General features: G+C 62.5%; 22 protein-coding genes and 1 riboswitch. Of the genes, 15 read left to right on the forward strand and 7 right to left on the reverse strand.

The annotated features are described in order from the left end of the window. Positions 1-10 precede the first annotated feature (10 nt). The 5 genes from HMPREF2932_RS08510 to thiC all read right to left on the reverse strand — a co-directional run bounded on the left by HMPREF2932_RS08510 (position 11) and on the right by thiC (position 4,579). Positions 11-790 (reverse strand): thiazole synthase, encoded by a 780-nt coding sequence (locus HMPREF2932_RS08510; RefSeq protein ID WP_046648040.1) that lies wholly within the window; start codon positions 788-790, stop codon positions 11-13. 7 nt (positions 791-797) lie between these two features. Then, positions 798-995: a sulfur carrier protein ThiS gene (gene thiS / locus HMPREF2932_RS08515; RefSeq protein WP_046648041.1), complete on the reverse strand. Its 198-nt coding sequence runs from the start codon at positions 993-995 to the stop codon at positions 798-800. Beyond that, entirely contained in the window at positions 992-2,137 is a 1,146-nt protein-coding gene (gene thiO, locus HMPREF2932_RS08520; protein WP_071409988.1) for a glycine oxidase ThiO, read from the reverse strand. The genes thiS and thiO overlap by 4 nt, the downstream gene beginning before the upstream one ends. Continuing rightward, positions 2,134-2,784 (reverse strand): thiamine phosphate synthase, encoded by a 651-nt coding sequence (locus HMPREF2932_RS08525; RefSeq protein WP_071409989.1) that lies wholly within the window; start codon positions 2,782-2,784, stop codon positions 2,134-2,136. Before HMPREF2932_RS08525 ends, thiO begins: the two co-directional genes overlap by 4 nt. After that, positions 2,777-4,579: a phosphomethylpyrimidine synthase ThiC gene (gene thiC / locus HMPREF2932_RS08530; protein ID WP_071409990.1), complete on the reverse strand. Its 1,803-nt coding sequence runs from the start codon at positions 4,577-4,579 to the stop codon at positions 2,777-2,779. The genes HMPREF2932_RS08525 and thiC overlap by 8 nt, the downstream gene beginning before the upstream one ends. After that, positions 4,575-4,689, reverse strand: a riboswitch (TPP riboswitch). It overlaps the preceding gene by 5 nt. A 173-nt stretch (positions 4,690-4,862) precedes the next feature. On the opposite strand from thiC, the gene rplS reads away from it, so the two are divergent. The 9 genes from rplS to HMPREF2932_RS08575 all read left to right on the forward strand — a co-directional run bounded on the left by rplS (position 4,863) and on the right by HMPREF2932_RS08575 (position 12,100). Next, complete coding sequence (gene rplS, locus HMPREF2932_RS08535) at positions 4,863-5,207, forward strand: 50S ribosomal protein L19 (RefSeq protein ID WP_046648044.1); 345 nt, start codon at positions 4,863-4,865, stop codon at positions 5,205-5,207. 221 nt (positions 5,208-5,428) lie between these two features. Then, complete coding sequence (gene lepB, locus HMPREF2932_RS08540; protein WP_246818647.1) at positions 5,429-6,124, forward strand: signal peptidase I; 696 nt, start codon at positions 5,429-5,431, stop codon at positions 6,122-6,124. Further along, complete coding sequence (gene lepB, locus HMPREF2932_RS08545) at positions 6,102-6,803, forward strand: signal peptidase I (protein ID WP_070701711.1); 702 nt, start codon at positions 6,102-6,104, stop codon at positions 6,801-6,803. Before lepB (HMPREF2932_RS08540) ends, lepB (HMPREF2932_RS08545) begins: the two co-directional genes overlap by 23 nt. A gap of 5 nt (positions 6,804-6,808) precedes the next feature. Then, positions 6,809-7,450 carry a ribonuclease HII gene (locus HMPREF2932_RS08550; protein WP_046648047.1) on the forward strand — a complete coding sequence of 214 codons (642 nt, stop codon included), beginning with the start codon at positions 6,809-6,811 and terminating at the stop codon, positions 7,448-7,450. Between the two features lie 87 nt (positions 7,451-7,537). Further along, positions 7,538-7,843, forward strand: a complete 306-nt coding sequence (locus tag HMPREF2932_RS08555; protein ID WP_005528899.1) for a DUF2469 domain-containing protein — start codon at positions 7,538-7,540, stop codon at positions 7,841-7,843. Positions 7,844-8,050: 207 nt separating this feature from the next. Beyond that, the gene (locus HMPREF2932_RS08560; protein WP_049155384.1) at positions 8,051-8,488 is read left to right on the forward strand and encodes a YraN family protein; all 438 of its coding nucleotides are present in this window, start codon (positions 8,051-8,053) and stop codon (positions 8,486-8,488) included. Further along, positions 8,475-9,998, forward strand: a complete 1,524-nt coding sequence (locus tag HMPREF2932_RS08565; protein WP_070701708.1) for a YifB family Mg chelatase-like AAA ATPase — start codon at positions 8,475-8,477, stop codon at positions 9,996-9,998. Before HMPREF2932_RS08560 ends, HMPREF2932_RS08565 begins: the two co-directional genes overlap by 14 nt. Continuing rightward, positions 9,995-11,173 carry a DNA-processing protein DprA gene (gene dprA, locus HMPREF2932_RS08570; RefSeq protein WP_049155388.1) on the forward strand — a complete coding sequence of 393 codons (1,179 nt, stop codon included), beginning with the start codon at positions 9,995-9,997 and terminating at the stop codon, positions 11,171-11,173. The genes HMPREF2932_RS08565 and dprA overlap by 4 nt, the downstream gene beginning before the upstream one ends. 15 nt (positions 11,174-11,188) lie before the next feature. Beyond that, on the forward strand, positions 11,189-12,100 hold the full coding sequence (locus tag HMPREF2932_RS08575; protein WP_049155390.1) for a tyrosine recombinase XerC: 912 nt from the start codon (positions 11,189-11,191) through the stop codon (positions 12,098-12,100). Here HMPREF2932_RS08575 and HMPREF2932_RS13185 read toward each other — a convergent pair. Then, the gene (locus HMPREF2932_RS13185; RefSeq protein ID WP_070515659.1) at positions 12,063-12,569 is read right to left on the reverse strand and encodes a M23 family metallopeptidase; all 507 of its coding nucleotides are present in this window, start codon (positions 12,567-12,569) and stop codon (positions 12,063-12,065) included. The genes HMPREF2932_RS08575 and HMPREF2932_RS13185 overlap by 38 nt on opposite strands. Before the next feature lie 394 nt (positions 12,570-12,963). On the opposite strand from HMPREF2932_RS13185, the gene rpsB reads away from it, so the two are divergent. From rpsB to HMPREF2932_RS08605, 5 genes are all read left to right on the forward strand, one after another. Beyond that, entirely contained in the window at positions 12,964-13,791 is an 828-nt protein-coding gene (gene rpsB, locus HMPREF2932_RS08585) for a 30S ribosomal protein S2 (RefSeq protein ID WP_010190382.1), read from the forward strand. A gap of 247 nt (positions 13,792-14,038) precedes the next feature. Further along, positions 14,039-14,851 (forward strand): translation elongation factor Ts, encoded by an 813-nt coding sequence (gene tsf / locus HMPREF2932_RS08590; protein WP_070701706.1) that lies wholly within the window; start codon positions 14,039-14,041, stop codon positions 14,849-14,851. Between the two features lie 248 nt (positions 14,852-15,099). After that, positions 15,100-15,837 carry a UMP kinase gene (gene pyrH / locus HMPREF2932_RS08595; RefSeq protein WP_070512635.1) on the forward strand — a complete coding sequence of 246 codons (738 nt, stop codon included), beginning with the start codon at positions 15,100-15,102 and terminating at the stop codon, positions 15,835-15,837. A gap of 70 nt (positions 15,838-15,907) precedes the next feature. After that, the gene (frr, locus tag HMPREF2932_RS08600; protein ID WP_046648055.1) at positions 15,908-16,465 is read left to right on the forward strand and encodes a ribosome recycling factor; all 558 of its coding nucleotides are present in this window, start codon (positions 15,908-15,910) and stop codon (positions 16,463-16,465) included. 132 nt (positions 16,466-16,597) lie between these two features. After that, a complete protein-coding gene (locus HMPREF2932_RS08605) occupies positions 16,598-17,452 on the forward strand; it encodes a phosphatidate cytidylyltransferase (RefSeq protein WP_175973262.1) in 855 nt (284 codons plus the stop codon). A gap of 3 nt (positions 17,453-17,455) precedes the next feature. Here HMPREF2932_RS08605 and HMPREF2932_RS08610 read toward each other — a convergent pair whose 3' ends face one another. Then, positions 17,456-17,860, reverse strand: coding sequence for a LapA family protein (locus HMPREF2932_RS08610; RefSeq protein ID WP_046648056.1), 405 nt, complete (start codon positions 17,858-17,860; stop codon positions 17,456-17,458). Between the two features lie 93 nt (positions 17,861-17,953). Between HMPREF2932_RS08610 and rlmN the strand changes: the two genes are divergently transcribed. Further along, positions 17,954-19,060 carry a dual-specificity RNA methyltransferase RlmN gene (gene rlmN, locus HMPREF2932_RS08615; protein ID WP_070512717.1) on the forward strand — a complete coding sequence of 369 codons (1,107 nt, stop codon included), beginning with the start codon at positions 17,954-17,956 and terminating at the stop codon, positions 19,058-19,060. Positions 19,061-19,063: the final 3 nt, after the last annotated feature.

The raw sequence follows: 19,063 nt of genomic DNA on the forward strand, positions 1-19,063 counted from the left end.
AAGCAGTGGGCTATAGGACCTGGTCCGCCCAGGAGGCTAGGCCCTCGAAGGTGGAGGATGCCTGGGCATGTTCGCGCTGCGGGATACGACCGGCGCTGCGCGCGAGTCGTCCCGCTTCGACGGCGTGGCGCATGGCGGTGGCCATGGCTTCCGGATCTTGGCAGCGGTTGACTGCGCTGGCGAGCAGCACACCGGAGCAGCCGAGCTCCATGGCGAGGGTGGCATCGGAGGCGGTGCCGATGCCGGCGTCGACAAGCACGGGCACCGAGGCACGTGAGCAGATGAGCTCGAGGTTGTGCGGGTTGAGGATGCCCAGCCCGGTGCCGATGGGGGCGCCCAGCGGCATGACGGCCGCAGCGCCCGCATCCTCGAGGCGCTGGGCGGCCACGGGATCGTCGCTGGTGTAGGCCAGCACGGTGAAACCTTCGGCGCTGAGCAGTTCGGTGGCGTCGAGGGTCTCCACGACATCGGGCAGGAGCGTGTGCTCGTCGGCGATGACTTCTACCTTGACCCAGGATGTCCCCAGCGCCTCGCGGGCCATGCGGGCGGTGAGCACGGCCTCGCGCGCGGTGCGGCAGCCGGCGGTGTTGGGCAACGGAGCGATGCCCAGCCGGCGCAACAGGTCGAAGATGCTCTCACCGTCACGGGTACCAGCGTGGCGGCGCATGGCCACGGTGGTCAGCTCGGTTCCGGAGGCGACGAGCGCGCGCTCCAAGGCCTCATGGCTCGTGGCCCCACCGGTGCCCATGATGAGGTGGGAAGAAAAGGTGGTATCGGCGATGGTGAGCATGTAGTTTCTAGCCTCCCTGAACAGCGGTGAGGACTTCCACGGTCGCGCCTTCGGTGAGTGGGGTGGACTCCCACTGCGAGCGTGGAACGACCTGCTCGGACAGTGCCACGGCGGTGCCGTCGGCGTCGATGCCTTTTTCTTCCAGCAGTTGGGCGACGGTGTCTGCTGCCGTGTCATAGGGCTGACCGTTAAAGATCAGAATCATTGTTGCTCCTTGAGGTGTCGTAGGGGATCACATGCGGTGAGATCGATGCTGGGTTCGGTGCCTTCGATGAGCTCGCGGGTACAGCGCGCGGCCAGAGCCGTCAGCAGAATGCCGTGGCGGAAATAGCCGGTGGAGATGACGAGCTTGTCGCTGACGCGGCCGAGATACGGCAAGTCATCCGGAGTGCCAGGGCGGGCACCCGCGCTGGCCTCGAGGAATTCGCATTCTTCGATGGCGGGGAGGATGCGGATGGCGTCGCGAAGCAGCGCGTAGACACCGCCGGCCTGGGCCGTGGCAAGCGTGTCCTCGCGGGTTGTAGCGCCGACCGCGAGGGTGCCATCGCCGCGGGGGATGAGGTAGATGGGGCGGTCCTCCACGAAACCGCGGACCACGCGGGTGAGCAGCGGCTGGAGCTCGTCCGGTACGCGCAGTCGCAGGATATCTCCGTATACTGGGCGCAGGTGGAGCGGGGAGCGATGGAGCCCAGCCGAGGCTGCCCAGTCGATGTCGCGTGCTCCCAGGCCTGCTGCGAGCACCACATCGTCGGCGTGGAATTGGCCTGCGGGAGTGCTCACGACGCCAGTGGCGGCGTCAATAGACTGCGCTGCCGTACGGAAGAAACGCACACCGAGTGCTTGGGCAGCGCTGATGAGGGCAGCTGTCCACTGGCGGGGGAAGACCTGCGTGTCACCCGGGATGCTGACGGCCCCGGCCAAGCGTGGTGACAGCAACGGTTCGGCGCGCCGGGCTTCGCGCACGGTGATGCGCTCGACCTCCATGCCGTGGAGGGACTGATAATCCGCCAGCTCGGTGAGGTGCTGAGCATCCGCGCGGTCGGCGGCGATGACAAGGGTGCCCTCGGCGCGGTAGCCAGTGGGGACCTCCGTGTGGGCGGCAACCAGATCGATAAGCTCTGGGTACCACGCGCCGGAGGCACGCATCAGCGGGAAGAGAGGATCCTGCTGGTAGACCACCTCGGCGGCAGGGGCGAGCATGCCGCCGGCGAAGTGGGTAGCTCCGGAGGCTGGCGCCGGATCCAGCACCGTGACCTTAAAGCCCCGCGCGGCCAGTTCCACGGCGGTGGCCAGACCGATGACGCCCGCGCCGACGACGATGACCGAAGGTTCAGAGCTAGTACTCATCGCGCACCTTCATCAAAACCGGCAAGCAGCTCGCGGCAGTAGGCTTCCGGGTCGGCGGCATGCATGATGCCGCGCACCACAGCGAGGCCCGCAACGCCCGTCGCGGCAAGGTCGGCGGCATCCTCAGCAGTGACATCACCGATAGCCACGAGTGGCACACGGGAGAGCTTCACCAACTCCGGGTAGGCGTGAAGCCCCAGCGGCGAGCGGCCGGAGTCCTTCGTTGGGGTCGCGCGGAACGGGCCGCAGCCGATGTAGTCAATGACATCTGCGGCGTCGTTGGCGGACTCAACCAACTCGCGGGTGCCGGTAGTCAGACCGATAATCGCGTCCGGACCCAACAACGCGCGGGCAGCGGCCACGGGTAGATCGTCCTGGCCGACGTGTACGCCGTGCACCGATTCGCCGGCGTGGCGTAGGGCGGCGGCGACGTCGACGCGGTCGTCGATAAGCACACGCGTTTCTGGGTTGGCCTGTGCCACCGCGCGGGCTACCTCTCGACCCAGATGGTAGAGGTCGCGGGCGGAAATCGGCTTGGAGCGTACCTGTACCACCCCGGCACCGCCCCGGGCCGCTGCGGCAGCGATGCGCACGATCTCCGCAGGCGTGCCCTTGCCCGTGACGAAGTAGCAGCGAAGATCAGGCATGCGCGGTTTCTTCTTCCTGATAGAGCTGTGAGCCCTGGGCCTTGAATTCCTCCGACATCTGCTTCTCTCCCGCGCGGGCGGCTGCCACGACTTCGGGATCGATGGCGCCCTTACCTGGAAAGCTTGGCATGCCCAGCGAATCGGAGAATGTATCCCGAATGTCCTGGCTGATGCGCATAGAGCAGAACTTCGGGCCGCACATGGAACAGAAGTGTGCGGTCTTGGCCGGTTCGGCGGGCAGAGTCTCATCGTGATAAGCCTGCGCGGTGTCTGGGTCGAGGGAGAGCGCGAACTGGTCGTGCCAGCGGAACTCAAAGCGAGCCTTGCTCATCGCGTCATCCCAGGCGCGCGCACCTGGGTGGCCCTTGGCCACGTCGGCGGCATGGGCGGCAAGCTTATAGGTGATGACGCCGGTCTTGACGTCATCGCGGTTGGGCAGCCCCAAGTGCTCCTTCGGGGTGACGTAGCACAGCATGGCCGTACCACCCATGGCGATGTGCGCCGCGCCAATGGCGGAGGTGATGTGGTCATAGCCCGGGGCGATATCCGTAACCAGCGGGCCCAGCGTGTAGAAGGGAGCGTCCGAAGCCCAGTCCTGCTCGAGCTCGTTATTTTCCTGAATCATGTTGAGCGGGACGTGGCCCGGGCCTTCCACCATGACCTGGACGTCATACTCCCAGGCGCGCCGGGTGAGCTCACCGATGGTCTTGAGCTCGGCGAACTGGGCGGTGTCGTTGGCATCCGCTAGGGAGCCGGGGCGCAGGCCATCGCCGAGCGAGAATGCGACGTCGTAGCGCGCAAAAATCTCACAGAGTTCGTCGAAGTTTTCATAGAGGAAGGACTCCTTATGGTGCGCCAGGCACCAGCCCGCCATGATGGAGCCGCCGCGGGACACAATGCCGGTAACACGGTTCGTGGTCAACGGCACATAGGGCAGCAGCACGCCGGCGTGCACGGTCATGTAATCCACGCCCTGCTCGCACTGTTCGATGACGGTATCGCGGAAAATCTCCCACGTCAGGTCCTCTGCGACGCCATTAACCTTCTCCAGCGCCTGGTAGATGGGCACGGTGCCGATGGGGACCGGTGAGTTGCGCAGGATCCACTCGCGCGTGGTGTGGATGTCATCACCGGTGGAGAGGTCCATCACGGTATCCGCGCCCCAGCGGGTGGCCCAGCGCAGTTTGGATACTTCCTCCTCAATGGAGGAGGTCACCGCGGAGTTGCCGATGTTGGCGTTGATTTTGGTGAGGAACTTCCGTCCGATGATCATCGGCTCTGATTCCGGGTGGTTCACGTTATTGGGCAGAATGGCGCGGCCACGGGCAATTTCGGAACGCACGAACTCTGGGTCGCAGTGCTCGCGCAGAGCCACGAACTCCATCTCCTTGGTGATGATCCCCTGGCGTGCGTAGTGCATCTGGGTAACGCGCTTGCCTTCCTTCGCACGCAGCGGCTGGCGACGCTCCCCCTTCCACTCCAAGGAAGCCGCACCGCGGCGCTCGGCCGAGCGGCCATCGTCAGCAAGGTTGCGTGCGCGGCCCTCATACTCTTCAACGTCTCCGCGCTCCGCAATCCATTCGGCGCGCAGGGCCGGCAGGCCTACTTCAGGCTCACACTCCGGGCCGCGCGTGCGGTAGATGCGGAAGGGTTCGTTGGGCCCTGTGGGGGAATCATCCAGCTGGATCTCGGTCTCGGGCACCTCCAGACCTTTCTCCCGGATGGGGGAGTAGGAGTGCTTGGGGTGGATCTCGCCGGAGTCGGTGGACTGGATGGGGTTATGGGTAGCCGTCATGGCTGCTCCTCTCTTCCTTCGCTGGTGCTAACCAGACAGGTTCGAACGGTGCAGGCGCGGTATCAGCGCCACTCTCAGCCCACTTCCCGTGGGCACCCGTGGGGTATCAGTGCGTCACCCACCTTAGAGCCCCCGGTGGGCAGGTGTCAGGCGTTTGGGGCAATTTGTTCTGCGGGGGTGGGGTGTGGAAAGATAGCGATGTTCTGTGTAATAGGCACGAACCGGTCAGCCGCCTCGCGGTGGCGCCAGGGTCCTCTGTCTTAAACTGAAAAGGAAAACACCAATGGCAAACCTCATTGATAAGGTTGATGCAGCTTCGCTGCGCGACGATATCCCGTCCTTCCGCCCGGGCGATACCCTTGACGTCAACGTCAAGGTCATCGAGGGCAGCACCGAGCGTACCCAGCTCTTCAAGGGTGTCTGCATCCGCCGTCAGGGCGACGGCATCCGCGAGACCTTCACCGTGCGTAAGGTTTCCTTCGGCATCGGCGTTGAGCGTACCTTCCCGGTTCACTCCCCGAACATTGCCTCCATCGAGGTAGTTCGCCGCGGCCGCGTGCGCCGCGCGAAGCTGTACTACCTGCGCGACCTGCGTGGCAAGAAGGCCCGCATCAAGGAGCGCCGCTAGTTCTAGCTGCTCTTCAGCCCTCCGCTTCCCACCGATTCTTGTGGGTAAGGCGGAGGGCTTTGTGTTTTCAGCAGCCTCCGGCCGAGCCGCATACCGGGATGTCGGCGCGCATTGCTAGGATTTAGCCCGTGGAAAAAGAAAACGACATTACTGAAGGTTCCCAGGGCGTGGGGAAAGAGGCGTCGGAGAGCGCAGCACCCCCCGCTGAGGAAAAGAAGCAGATGCCTTGGTTGCTGGAGACCGCACTGGTGATGGTTTCCGTGCTTGCGGTCGTTGGTGTTTTCCAAAACTTTGTGGGCCGGCAGTACGTCATTCCATCAGGGTCGATGGAGCCGACTTTGCATGGCTGTGAAGGCTGCAATAACGACCGCATTTTTACCGAGAAGGTCTCCTATTACGGCGACAAGAACCCAGAGCCCGGTGATGTCGTGGTGTTCAAGGGAACGCCGGACTGGGACAGGAATTGGGTATCGCCGCGTTCCGACAACCCGGTCATCCACCGCATTCAGGACGCGCTGAGCTACGTTTCGCTCACCCCGCCAGACGAGAACATCTTGGTCAAGCGTGTTGTTGCTACCGGTGGCCAGACCGTGTCCTGCCAGGAGGGTGATCCTGCGGTCATGGTGGATGGCAAGCCCATCGAACAGGACTATGTGCAGGACCCGCCGACGTATCGCGTTGATGAGACCACCGGTTCTTACGCCTGTGGCGGCGCGTATTTTGGCCCCGTGACCGTGCCAGAGGGCAATATCTGGGTGATGGGAGATAACCGCACGGCCTCCGCGGACTCGCGCTATCACATGCAGGATGAGTTCCAAGGAACGATCCCGCTGGAGAACGTCCGCGGCAAGGTCATGTTCATCTACTTCCCCTTCAACCGCATCGGTGGAGTCGATGACCCGGACATCCAGTCCTAGAGTTCGCGATGTCCTGTGGGCGCTGGCAGTTACCTTCGTGGCGCTGGCGCTGATTCAGGCCTTCGTGGGCAGGATGTACCTCATCCCGTCCTCCTCCATGGAACCCACACTGCATGGCTGCCCGGGATGCACAAATGACCGCATCGCCGTGCAGAAGATGAGCTATTACTTCAACGACCCGCGTCCTGGGGAGGTCGTGGTCTTTTCCGGGCCAGACTCGTGGAACACGTCTTTTGAGGTAAAGCGTTCCCGCAACGTGCTCCTGCGCGGCATACAAAACCTTGGTGCCGCCGTGGGGCTCGTTCCCAACGGCGACAACATCTTGGTCAAGCGAGTCATCGCCACCGGCGGGCAGACCGTGTCATGCCAGGAGGGGGATCCAGCCGTGATGGTGGATGGCAAGCCCACCAACCAGGACTTCGTTCTGAATCCGCCGGAGATACCTGTTGATGAACGCGTGGGCTCGCAGGCCTGCGGTGGCGCCTACTTTGGTCCCGTCACGGTCCCGGAGGGTCACCTGTGGGTCATGGGAGACAATCGCACAAACTCGCTGGATTCGCGCGCTCACCTCGGAGACAAACTGCAGGGCACCGTACCCGTGGAGAACGTTCGTGGGAAGGTCGCCGCCGTGGTGATGCCGTTCAGCCGCGCCCAGACTATCGATGCTCAACCGGCGTAAACGCTATGCGCCGTCTCAAACAGAAGAGAACCTATGAGGTTGCGCTCTCCAAGGCGGGGCTGGGGCCTGTCGCGGGGGTGGATGAAGCCGGGCGTGGGGCCTGCTGCGGGCCGGTGACGATTGCCGCGTGCATTTTGCCCGATCGCATCATTCCCGGTTTGGAGCGGCTCGATGACTCGAAGAAGCTCACGCCGGCGGCCAGGGAGAAGCTGGAGCCGCTGATCAAACGTCGCGCGCTGGCGTGGTCGGTGGTGCACGTGGGAGCAAAGGACATCGATGCCTTTGGCATCCAGCACGCCAACCTGTCGGGGATGCGCCGCGCGGTGGCACAGCTTAAGGTCCGACCGGGCTATGTGCTGAGCGACGCCCTCTTTGTCCCCGGCCTGCCTACCCCGCAACTGCCGATCATCGGCGGCGATACTGCCGCACGCTGCATCGCTGCGGCAAGCGTTGTGGCCAAGGTGTCTCGTGATCGCTTGATGGATGAGCTCGCGCAGCGCTACCCGGGCTATGCCTTGGAATCGCATAAGGGGTATGGCACCGCCGCACACCAAGAGGCCATCGTGCAGTTGGGAGCGACGCCGGAGCACCGCATGAGTTATCGCAACGTTGCTGGGGCTCATGCGCAATTCCTCGCGCGCGCCTGAAGCCTGAGGCGGGGTGCGGGAACTAAGCTGGTGCTCAATCTGTGACACCGTGATCCCGGTTGATTGTGAGCGAAGGAGAAGCACACCGTGAGCGCTGAGGAACTCGATAACTACGAGGCTGAAGTCGAGCTGTCGCTGTACCGCGAATACCGCGATGTAGTCAGCCAATTCTCCTATGTGGTGGAAACCGAACGCAGGTTTTACCTGGCCAATGCGGTCGAGCTCATTCCGCATACGTCTGGACCGGACGTCTATTACGAGGTCCGCATGTCCGATGCATGGGTATGGGATATGTACCGCTCGGCGCGCTTTGTGCGCTACGTCCGTGTGATCACTTACAAGGACGTCAACATTGAAGAGCTGGACAAGCCGGACTTTGTCCTCCCAGAGTAAAGCTCATGTGCGGGGTGCGGGTGCCAATAAAGTGGTGAGCCCGGACTAGTTATCCACAGATTTGGTGTGGGGAGGCTCAAAGCTCTCGCCAGGGGGATACCGAGTGAGGTGTTCTGGAAGTGCCGTAAGGGGGTGTGCGGCACAGGAATTGTCTTGTGTCGTGCTTGCGGCGTGTTGTGTACACGTTCAATTCCAAGGAGCACCATAATGACAAAAAATCTAGCGACTTCCGTGCATTCACCGAGCGTGGGGCAGACCATCCGCCCTGCGGATGCACTGGGGAAAGCGGGGGAGAAGTTCGCCGCTGACTTTTACCGAGCGCGCGGGGCTCAGGTGATAGCCGCGAACGTCCACTACCGTGTGGGCGAGCTCGACCTCGTTGTGCGCGAGCCTGATGGAACCATCGTCTTCTGTGAAGTTAAAACCCGGGCAACCCGCAACTTTGGCGTCGCTGAAGCGGTAACACCGCGCAAGCTGAAGCGCCTTCGCAAGGCTGCCGCGCAGTGGCTGAGCGCAAGGCGGAGTACTACCCAGCCCTTAAGCAAGGTTCGCTTTGATGTACTCGGGCTCGTGTCCACAGGGGCTGAGAAGGGGGAAACCTTCGACGTGGAGTATTTCCAGGGAGTTGACCATGGCTCTCGGTAGGTGCGACACGATTGCGCTAGATGGCGTGCTGGCCAGGGTGGTCACCGTGGAAGCCAACGTGGGTCCCGGGCTGCCCGGTGTCCATGTGGTGGGACTGGGTGATGCCGCGATTTCGGAGTCGCGGGATCGCATCCGGACCGCGGTGAGCAACTCGCACCTACCGTGGCCGAAAACAAAGGTCGTGGTGTCCATGTCACCAGCATCGTTGCCCAAGGCCGGCGCACATTTCGATCTCCCCATGGCGCTGGCTATCTTAGCGGCAGGCCAGAGCGAGAAAAGTCGGCTCAGCGGGGCGCTCGTGCTCGGCGAGTTGGGACTGGACGGGCAGGTTCGCCCGGTCTCCGGCATCATCCCGGCGATTCTGGCGGCGCGCTCGCAAGGCTATGACACGCTGATCATTCCGGTTGGTAATGCGGCGGAAGCAGCATTGGTTCCCGGCATGCGAGTGCTGGTTGCCGAAACCCTCTGGGATGCTTTCGCTTGGGTATGCGGGAGTGATTGCCTGCCGGACGCGCAGCTGATCACGCACGCTGCGGCGCCCGCGCGCGAACAAGTTGCAGACTTCAGCGAAGTAGCCGGACAGCGGGAAGCCAAGTGGGCAGCAGAGGTTGCCGCGGCTGGCGGCCATCACGTGATGATGGTGGGGCCACCTGGTTCCGGCAAATCAATGATTGCTTCGCGTTTGCCGGGCATCCTTCCGCGCTTGACCACGGAAGAAGCGGTGGAGGCTACCGCGATCCACTCGGTGGCGGGAGCCGTTGGCACCGCGATTTCCCGGGCCCCTTTCATCGCGCCGCACGCTTCGGTCACGAGGGCCGCGCTGATTGGCGGTGGATCGGGGCGCCCGCGGCCAGGTGCGGTGAGTCTGGCGCACCATGGAGTGCTCTTTCTCGACGAGGTCAGCGAGGTTCCGGCGCAAGTACTGGATAGCTTGCGCGCACCGCTGGAAGAAGGACAGGTGCGCCTGACTCGGGCTAGCCGCGAGGTAATCTTTCCCGCCCGCTTTCAACTGGTGTTGGCTGCGAACCCGTGCCGCTGTGGCGCTGAGGAACCGTCACGCTGCGAATGCCGGGCAGCAGACAGGATGAACTACCTATCCAACCTTTCGGGCCCATTGCGCGACCGCCTCGACATCATTGTGTCTTTGTCGGGGCAATCCGCGGTACTGCACCCAGAAGGGGAGGAAACCTCCGCAGACATTGCTCAACGCGTGGCCGCCGCCAGGGAACGAATGAAGGCGCGCTGGGAGGCCGATGGGCTGGGAAGCGTAGTCAATGGCGCCGTGTCTGCTTCCTATTTGCGGCGTCATCGCCCAGCAGCGGAGTCGGCCATGATTATGCTTGCTGCCTACTTGGCTGAAGGGGAGCTCAGCCAGCGTGGGGTGGATCGTGTGCTGCGCTTGGCGTGGACGTTGGCAGACCTCGATGGAACCGCCCGTCCTGAGCTTGACCACGTCAGCCGCGCACTCGATCTCCGTGGCGCTGACACGATCGAAAGGCTGGCCGCATGAGCGAACTCAACGTATCGACCAGCCGTCACACCTGGGCCTACCTCAACCGCGTGGTGGAAGGACCCTCACCAACCCTCCACGGTCTGCTGACCCAATACCCGGCTGAGGAGATAGCGCGAGGAATCTATAAGGGAGAGGACTGGATCGGACCCCTGCGGCAGGCTACGGCATCGCGGCGGGACTGGCTACGACAAGACGAAGACCTCGCCGCCGCAGAGGCGGTCGGAGCCCGGCTCATCACACTCGATGACGCGGAGTGGCCCGGGGAGGAATTTGCCCGTGCCTTTGGGTTCTACCACCAGGGGCTCGTCGATGCCCCGGCGACGTTTGATGACCAAGCAGTCCCGCCCCACAGCCTCTGGGTTCGCGGCGGGAACCTGCGCGAAGCGGTAGCCCAATCCGTTGCCCTGGTGGGCACGCGCGCCGTGAGCCGGTACGGCTGGGAGGTGGGCTCACTTCTGGCTGGTGGCCTCGCAGCGCACCAATGGACCGTGGTGTCCGGTGGGGCAGTGGGGGTTGATACAGCGGTGCACGAGGCAGCTCTCGACGCAGGTGGGCAGACCGTCGCGGTAGCAGCCTGCGGTATCGACATTTCCTACCCGGCGCGCAATGCGCGTCTCTTTGACAGGATCGCCGGGAATGGGTGCATCGTGTCCGAGTTCGCGCCGGGCACACGGCCACAGCGCTTCCGCTTCTTGTCCCGCAACCGCCTCGTGGCGGCGATGACCAGCGGCACCGTGGTGGTGGAAGCCGGGTTTCGTTCTGGTGCGTTAAACACGCTGAACTGGGCGGAGGCCCTGGGCCGGGTTGCCATGGCGGTACCGGGCCCAGTCACGACGTCTGGGTCCTTGGGGTGCCACCAACGCATCCAGGATGGGCGAGCGCAACTGGTGGCCTCAGTCGATGAAATACGCGGACTCGTGGGCAAAGTCGGGGAAGTAGACGCTGCGGGTCAGTATGAACTTGAGTTCCAGCCAACCCCGGTACAACGCTTGTCCCGCAATGAGCTCAAAGTGTATGACTCCACTCCGCCGGAAAGCGCGGAGGAAGGAGCGAGTGCGGAGGATATCGCGGCTGCTGCGGGAATGCGGGTGGCGCTGACCATCCACCTGCTCGTGGCGATGCAAAAGATGGGGGTGATAACGCGCTCGGGCGCGATGTGGCAGCGCACCTGAGTACACTCATGTGACATGAGTGGAGCATGTGGTAACAGTGAGCGGCGCGTGGGTGGCCAGCTGGAGGAAGCGATCGAGGACTTTGCGGATTATCAGCGCATTGTCCGCGGTCGCTCCGAGGCGACCGTCCGTGGCTACTGTTCAGACCTGCGCCTGCTGGCTGCCGACGTCCCGAGTTTCTCGTCATTTACTCTGAACGCCCTTCGCGCATGGCTGGCGGGTGCCGTCGATGAGGGAAAATCTCGCTCCACGCTGGCGCGGCGTACCGCAGCGGTGCGCGCCTTTTCCACGTGGGCCGCGCGTGAGGGGCACCTCGAGACTGATGTCGCCCAGCGCCTGGCTACGCCCAAGGTGGGCAAGCATCTGCCCACTGTGATGTCGCCCGCCGCCGCCGGGGAGCTGATGGGCAATGCCGTTTCCGCCGATGAGATCCATTTCCTGCGTGATAGCGCCATGCTCGAGTTTCTCTATGCCACCGGTGCGCGTGTAGCCGAATTGGTGAGCCTGGACATCGGGGATGTGGATCTTTCCCGCCGCACCGCGCGCGTGACCGGTAAGGGCAATAAGCAGCGCGTCGTTCCCTTCGGGGACGCGGCCCACGACGCGCTGCGCGCCTGGCTGAAGACGGGGCGCCCCGAGCTCGCCGGTGAAACAGAAGCGGTCTTCGTGGGCACGCGCGGACGCCGAATCGATGCGCGCCAGGTCCGCCGCGTCGTCGAACGCGCCGCACAAGTCACGGGCGCGCCGGGGCTCACCCCGCACGGCCTACGCCACTCCGCGGCTACGCATCTGCTCGAGGGCGGGGCCGATTTACGCATCGTGCAAGAGTTGCTCGGCCATTCTTCTCTGCAGACCACGCAGGTCTATACGCACGTTTCTGCCCAGCGCCTTAAGGACGTCTACGCTCGCTCCCACCCGCGGGCTTGAGTCGAATGACGGGCTCGCCGAGGAGATCCAGCGGGTTGATGTAGTCCTCGCGACCTTTAATTGCACCCCAATGGAGTCCCGGATAGCCATCCACGGACGGCGCGAGCGTGCCGATCACGTCTCCTTCCTGCACTCGGTCACCTTTCTTAACCCGCGCGAACACTGGTTGATAAGTGGTGCGTAGGCCGTTGCCATGAGCAATCGAAAGGGCTGGCTTACCCGCTATGGAGCCTGCGAAGTACACAACGCCGTCGCCAGCGGCACGCACCTTACCGCCGACGGGCAGATCCAGATCGACACCGCGGTGCCCGGCCATCCACCGCTTCTCAGGAGGTTCGAAGCCACGCAAGACACGCGAAGCAACCGGCTCCCCAGTGGTGGGGTCGACGAAGGCGGCGGCGAGGGGGACGTCGGCAAGCGCGGCCCAAACGCATAGCAGGGCAGATAAACAAAGTAGACGGTGACGCATGACCTCAAGCCTGCGCGTGAGCGCGGCTCGAGGGAAGAGCGTGCGGTCGACCTGTGGATAACTCGTTACAGAAGTAACCCATGGTGCGCTAGGGAAAAGTTCGTTTAGCCTGTCAACAATCCAGCGGAGGTGATTCGGTCGCGTCGTTTGGAATCACCGTGTGTGCAGTACTAAGCTAGCCCACAGCAGTCTGTGCTCGGCACCGAATGGTTACCACATGGACTGACTACGCGCGGCGAAGTAGTCGCTTCCTGGGTTAAGGAAGAGACAGTCCGTGGTTGACGTGGTCCCCGGGATAATGGGGTGTTAACCAGGGCCTTCGTTGCTAGGGTGCGGAATAAAACACCGCACAATCTTTGCAAAACCGAAACAACATATAGAAAGCGAGCGAAACATGGCAGTCGTAACCATGCGCGAGCTCCTCGACGCTGGTGTCCACTTCGGTCACCAGACCCGTCGCTGGAACCCGAAGATGAAGCGTTTCATCTTCACCGACCGTAACGGCATCTACATCATCGACCTGCAGCAGACGCTGACCTACATCGATGAGGCCTTCGAGTTCGTGAAGGAGACCGTCGCACACGGCGGCACCATCCTCTTCGTTGGTACCAAGAAGCAGGCTCAGGAAGCCGTTGCTGAAGAAGCTTCCCGCGTTGGTATGCCGTACGTGAACCACCGCTGGCTCGGTGGCATGCTCACCAACTTCCAGACTGTCTCCAAGCGCCTGAAGCGCATGAAGGAGCTGCAGGCTATGGATGCAGCTGAGGACGGCTACAAGGGCCGTACCAAGAAGGAAGTTCTGATGCTGACCCGCGAGCGCACCAAGCTGGAGCGCGTCCTGGGCGGTATCTCCGATATGACCAAGGCTCCGTCCGCACTGTGGATCGTTGACACCAACAAGGAGCACATCGCGGTCAAGGAAGCCCAGAAGCTTAACATCCCGGTTGTTGCCATCCTGGACACCAACTGCGACCCGGATGAGGTCGACTTCCCGATTCCGGGCAACGACGACGCTATCCGCGCCACCAAGCTGCTCTCCGGCATCATCGCCACCGCTGTGGACGAGGGCAAGAAGGCTCGCGAGGAGCGCCAGCTTGCACAGGCCAAGGAGGCCGCCGGCGACACCGCTGAGAAGGACGCCCGCGACGCCGCTGAGGCTGCCGCTGCGTCTGACCCGGCTTCCGCTGAGAAGTCCGAGGACGCCGAGAAGTCCGCAGAGTAATCTGCATACCTGAAGCCCCCGTACCGCGCGGCGCCTACTGTCCGCGGCGATGGGGGCTTTTTCTCACGTGTTTTCCGAAGCTTGCGAAGGCGCGTGACACACCACAGGGGTGAAACACCACGCAGAGGGTTTCCTCCGTTGGGGGAGTGGGAGAAAGCTAACACCCCCTCAACGCGACGTGGTGGTAGCGATTCAGCTACGCTATTTCAACGAATACCGTTTAAATCCAAGGAGGATCGCTCCAACTATGGCGAACTACACTGCTGCAGACGTAAAGGCATTGCGTGAGGCCACCGGCGCCGGCATGCTCGATTGCAAGAAGGCTCTCGACGAGTCCCAGGGTGACTACGACAAGGCCGTCGAGTACCTGCGCATCAAGGGCGCAAAGAACGTGTCCAAGCGCGCTGAGCGTGAGGCAACTGAGGGCCTGATTGCTGTCTCCGGCAACACGATGGTGGAGATCAACTGCGAGACCGACTTCGTGGCTAAGAACGAGGCTTTCAAGTCCTTCGCTGCCAAGATCGCTGAGGCTGCTGGTGAGGCCAAGGTCAACTCCGGTGAGGAACTCAACAACCTGGAGATTGACGGCAAGAAGGTTTCCGAGGTCGTCGACGAAGAGTCCGCAAAGACCGGCGAGAAGCTGCAGGCCCGCCGTGCCGTCACCATTGAGGGTGACAACGTAGCTGTGTACCTGCACCAGCGTTCCGCTGACCTGCCGCCGGCAGTGGGTGTCCTGGTGTCCTACGAGGGCAACGCAGAAGGCGCACACGCAGTCGCTCTCCAGATCGCAGCTATGAATGCCGAGTACCTCACCCGCGAGGACGTTCCGGCTGAGATCGTTGAGAAGGAGCGCGAGATCGCGGAGGCCACCACCCGCGAGGAGGGCAAGCCGGAGGCTGCCCTGCCGAAGATTGTGGAAGGCCGCCTGAACGGCTTCTACAAGTCTGTGGTCCTGCTGGAGCAGGCAGCATTGTCGGACTCCAAGAAGACCGTTAAGCAGGTCGCAGAAGAGGCTGGCACCACCATTACCGGTTTCGTCCGTTACGAGGTCGGCGTCTAAGCGCTCCTGAAGCTGTCGCAGTCATGGCCGCCTGTCGTGCGGCGACTGCCTTCTGCTCCCTCCTCCACTCCTTTTCCCTACGCCGTGTGGCCAAAGGAAACAAGTGGGGGAGGGAGTTCGCTGTTTTAGCCTGCCCCTGAGGGTGGGGCTCGCTCGCAGCTGAGTATTAGCGAGCGGCTTCCTATGGTTAAGATGGAACAGAATTATTCAAGCGCTTAACTGAAGCGTCGCCATGCGTGAAGGAGACGATGAAGACCGTGACCAACCCTGAACCGAAGCGAACCGGATACAAGCGAGTCATGCTCAAGCTGGGCGGTGAGATGTTCGGCGGTGGCAAGGTCGGCATCGACCCTGATGTGGTAGAAAACGTCGCCCGCCAAATTGCCGAGGTGGCGCAGCAGGGTACCGAAATCGCCGTCGTTATCGGCGGCGGTAACTTCTTCCGCGGCGCCGAACTTTCCCAGCGCGGCATGGACCGCGCGCGCTCCGACTACATGGGCATGCTCGGCACCGTCATGAACTCCCTGGCGCTGCAGGACTTTCTCAAACAGCAGGGCATCGACTGCCGCGTGCAGACCTCCATCAACATGGCACAGATCGCTGAGCCCTACCTCCCGCTGCGTGCCGACCGCCACTTGGAAAAGGGCCGCGTCGTCATCTTCGGCGCCGGAATGGGCATGCCGTACTTCTCCACCGATACCACTGCGGCGCAGCGAGCCCTAGAGATCGGCGCGGAAGTCCTCTTCTTGGCCAAGGCAGTCGATGGCGTCTATTCGGCCGACCCCCGCACCAACCCGGATGCCGAACTGTATTCCGAAATCACCCCGCGTGAGGTTATTGAGAAGGGTCTGAAGGTGGCCGATGCCACCGCATTCAGCCTCTGCATGGACAACAATATGCCGATTTTGGTCTTCAACCTTCTCACGGAAGGCAATATCAAGCGCGCTGTCAACGGCGAGCAGATCGGCACGCTGGTCCAGTCCTAGTACAAATGGGCTGCGACCTGCTAAATTCTTTCCCAGAACTTTTGACTATTTCAAGGGAGTTGTAACCCTCATGATCGACGAGATCCAGCTCGAAGCTGAAGAGCACATGACCGCTTCGGTAGAGCACACCCGTGAGCAGCTGCTCACCATCCGCACCGGCCGCGCCAACCCGTCCATGTTTAACGGCTTGGTCGCTGAGTACTACGGGGTTCCGACCCCGATTACCCAGATGGCCACCATCTCGGTCCCTGAGCCGCGCATGCTGCTCATCAAGCCTTATGAGCAGTCCGTGATGAATGAGATTGAGAACGCAATTCGCAACTCGGATCTCGGTGTGAACCCGACCAATGATGGTCAGGTACTGCGAGTGACCATCCCGCAGCTGACCGAGGAGCGCCGCCGCGACATGGTCAAGATGGCCAAGAGCAAGGGCGAGGACGGCAAGATTGCTATCCGCAACATCCGCCGCCGTGCCATGGAGCAGCTGAAGAAGCTGCAGAAGGATGGCGACGCGGGTGAGGACGAAGTTATCGCCGCCGAGAAGGAGATGGAAAAGATTACGTCCGGCTACATCGAGCAGGTGGACCAGCTCGTAGCCAACAAGGAAGAAGAGCTCATGGAGGTCTAGCCTCCGCGCTCACAGAGTTTTGACTTGCCGCCGCGCCAGGCACCGACCAGCACGGCGGTCTTTTCTGTGTAGAACTTGACTTACCCCACGATTGAATGAGGAGCACGCGTGAGCACTGAGCACTCGAGCCGAATGCCCAAACCCAAAAACTCCGCGGGTCGAGACATGCCCGCGGCGATTGCCGTTGGTGTTGGTTTGGGTGCGCTCGTTGTCTTTGCGGTGTGGGCCGGGCCCCTTGTGTGGTACCTCGTCGTAGCCACAGCGCTGGGCTTAGCCATGTGGGAGGTCCTTACCAGGCTGCGGGAGCACTCCTACTACGTCCCGCGGACGTTGCTCATCGTCTTGGGACAAGCCATGGTGTGGGTCTCGTGGTTCCTCAATGCCTCCGGCCTCGTCGCGGTTTATGTGGTTGCGGTCTTGGCGCTCATGTTCGGCCGCCTCTTTCACAACGGCAGACATCGCCCCCCGATCAACTATTTGCGCGATATGTCCGTGGGTATTTTCGTTCTCACCTGGATCCCACTTTTTGGCACTTTTGCCGCGATGCTTTCGCGGGTGGAGACCCCCTTCGCCTCGGGGGCGGCGTCGATTGTCGTGTTTATGCTCTGCGTCGTCGCCTCCGACACCGGTGGTTTCATCGCCGGCGTGATGTTTGGATCGCACCCCATGGCCCCCGCGGTGAGCCCCAAGAAGTCGTGGGAGGGCTTTGCCGGCTCGGTAGTTTTCGGCACCCTGACCGGTGCATTGAGTTTCGCGTTCCTGCTGCACCACACTCCATGGGTGGGCGCGCTCATGGGCCTCGGGCTCGTTTTCTGCGCCACCCTCGGTGACTTGGTGGAGTCTCAGTTTAAGCGGGAATTGGGCATCAAGGATATGTCTGCCTTGCTGCCCGGTCACGGCGGCATCATGGACCGCCTGGATGGCATGCTGCCATCCGCGATGGTCACGTGGGTGGCAATGAGCTTCCTGACCACCCTGGCGCCGTAGGTCTTAGCGGCGCGCTTGCTTGCGTACCTGGCGGCGCAACTCGAACATGCGCCAGCCGCCCACCAGGGCCATAATGAGCGCGCCGGCAATGGCGCAGATGAGGTAAGTGACACCGGCGGGGAACTGCACTGACCAGTTAAGGAAGTTCAGCGGTACTTGGTGCTGGTTCTGCAGGATGAAGATGATAAGGACGATGAGCAGCAGGAAGCCCACGATGAGGGCAATCCACGTGCTGGCGGCGAAGGAGCCCTTGACCTTTCCGTCATTTTTATTGTCATAGTCGGTTGCGCGCGGAGCCGGCTCCACCGCACCGCCACCGGAAGTGGTTTCCGCAGACAGGTCGGTCAGCGGCTCGTCGGCCGGAGCGGTGGTGCGGAATTCCTCAGGGGAGTTTTCTGGATTCGTCATGCATCTATTAAATAGGTTGAGATGTCACTTTCGCCACTCCAGCAGAGCCTAGATTGGATAATGTGGCTGAAAACGTGGAAAATGGGCTCTACCATGGCTGAACCACTGAAACTGAATTTCTCCGCTCCGCGCCGCGGGCTACCCCCGAAGCACTTCGCGGACCTGACCGAGGCCGAGCGCATTGAGGCGCTCGCGGAACTTGGCCTGCCTAAGTTCCGGGCAAAGCAGCTGGCCAAGCACTACTACGTCCACCACACCGCCGATGTTTCCGAGATGACGGATATCCCGGCTGCCTCCCGCGAGGCAGTCCAGGAGCGTTTGTTCCCCACGCTCATGCAACCCATTCGGCAGACTTCCACCGACGACGGCGAGACCACCAAGTCCCTGTGGCGTTTGCACGACGGCACGCTGCTGGAGTCCGTGCTCATGCGCTACCCAGGGCGCGCCACCCTGTGTATCTCCTCCCAGGCCGGGTGCGGCATGGCCTGTCCGTTCTGCGCCACCGGCCAGGGCGGGCTGGACCGCAACCTGTCCACCGCGGAAATTGTGGAGCAGTTTAGGCACGCTGCTCGCCTTTTGGAAGAGGAAGGCGGGCGCTTAAGCAACGTTGTCTTCATGGGCATGGGCGAGCCGCTGGCCAACTACAAGCGCGTGGTTCATGCGGTGCGCCAGATTACCGGACCTGATCTCAGCGGCTTCGGATTGTCCCAGCGCAACGTCACTGTATCGACGGTGGGGCTGGCCCCGGCCATCCGCAAGCTCGCGGATGAGGATTTGTCCTGCACCCTCGCAGTGTCCCTGCACACCCCGGACGATGAGCTGCGCGATACTCTCGTGCCGGTCAACAACCGCTGGCCGGTCGAGGAGGTGCTCGATGCCGCTAAGTACTACGCCGACAAGTCTGGCCGCCGCGTGTCCATCGAGTATGCGCTGATCCGCGATAAGAACGATCAGGATTTTCGCGCCGACATGCTGGGCCGGAAGCTGCATGCGGCACTGGGCTCTAAGGTTCACGTCAACGTCATTCCGCTCAACCCCACACCGGGTTCGGAGTGGGACGCTGCCCCGAAGGCGCGCCAGGACGAGTTCGTTCGCCGCGTCATCGCGCAGGGCGTGCCGTGTACCGTGCGTGATACCAAGGGCGATGAAATCGCTGCGGCTTGTGGCCAGCTCGCCGCTGATGAGCGCGAGACCGCTTAAGGG

Origin of the sequence: Corynebacterium sp. HMSC074H12 (assembly GCF_001813755.1) — a bacterium.
GTDB classification, from domain to species: domain Bacteria; phylum Actinomycetota; class Actinomycetes; order Mycobacteriales; family Mycobacteriaceae; genus Corynebacterium; species Corynebacterium hiratae.

Coding starts and splice junctions, on each gene's coding strand:
- HMPREF2932_RS08510 (WP_046648040.1), bottom strand. CDS start 790: ATGCTCACCATCGCCGATACCACCTTTTCTTCCCACCTCATCATGGGC.
- thiS (WP_046648041.1), bottom strand. CDS start 995: ATGATTCTGATCTTTAACGGTCAGCCCTATGACACGGCAGCAGACACC.
- thiO (WP_071409988.1), bottom strand. CDS start 2,137: ATGAGTACTAGCTCTGAACCTTCGGTCATCGTCGTCGGCGCGGGCGTC.
- HMPREF2932_RS08525 (WP_071409989.1), bottom strand. CDS start 2,784: ATGCCTGATCTTCGCTGCTACTTCGTCACGGGCAAGGGCACGCCTGCG.
- thiC (WP_071409990.1), bottom strand. CDS start 4,579: ATGACGGCTACCCATAACCCCATCCAGTCCACCGACTCCGGCGAGATC.
- rplS (WP_046648044.1), top strand. CDS start 4,863: ATGGCAAACCTCATTGATAAGGTTGATGCAGCTTCGCTGCGCGACGAT.
- lepB (WP_246818647.1), top strand. CDS start 5,429: ATGCCTTGGTTGCTGGAGACCGCACTGGTGATGGTTTCCGTGCTTGCG.
- lepB (WP_070701711.1), top strand. CDS start 6,102: ATGACCCGGACATCCAGTCCTAGAGTTCGCGATGTCCTGTGGGCGCTG.
- HMPREF2932_RS08550 (WP_046648047.1), top strand. CDS start 6,809: ATGCGCCGTCTCAAACAGAAGAGAACCTATGAGGTTGCGCTCTCCAAG.
- HMPREF2932_RS08560 (WP_049155384.1), top strand. CDS start 8,051: ATGACAAAAAATCTAGCGACTTCCGTGCATTCACCGAGCGTGGGGCAG.
- HMPREF2932_RS08565 (WP_070701708.1), top strand. CDS start 8,475: ATGGCTCTCGGTAGGTGCGACACGATTGCGCTAGATGGCGTGCTGGCC.
- dprA (WP_049155388.1), top strand. CDS start 9,995: ATGAGCGAACTCAACGTATCGACCAGCCGTCACACCTGGGCCTACCTC.
- HMPREF2932_RS08575 (WP_049155390.1), top strand. CDS start 11,189: ATGAGTGGAGCATGTGGTAACAGTGAGCGGCGCGTGGGTGGCCAGCTG.
- HMPREF2932_RS13185 (WP_070515659.1), bottom strand. CDS start 12,569: ATGCGTCACCGTCTACTTTGTTTATCTGCCCTGCTATGCGTTTGGGCC.
- rpsB (WP_010190382.1), top strand. CDS start 12,964: ATGGCAGTCGTAACCATGCGCGAGCTCCTCGACGCTGGTGTCCACTTC.
- tsf (WP_070701706.1), top strand. CDS start 14,039: ATGGCGAACTACACTGCTGCAGACGTAAAGGCATTGCGTGAGGCCACC.
- pyrH (WP_070512635.1), top strand. CDS start 15,100: ATGAAGACCGTGACCAACCCTGAACCGAAGCGAACCGGATACAAGCGA.
- frr (WP_046648055.1), top strand. CDS start 15,908: ATGATCGACGAGATCCAGCTCGAAGCTGAAGAGCACATGACCGCTTCG.
- HMPREF2932_RS08605 (WP_175973262.1), top strand. CDS start 16,598: ATGCCCAAACCCAAAAACTCCGCGGGTCGAGACATGCCCGCGGCGATT.
- HMPREF2932_RS08610 (WP_046648056.1), bottom strand. CDS start 17,860: ATGACGAATCCAGAAAACTCCCCTGAGGAATTCCGCACCACCGCTCCG.
- rlmN (WP_070512717.1), top strand. CDS start 17,954: ATGGCTGAACCACTGAAACTGAATTTCTCCGCTCCGCGCCGCGGGCTA.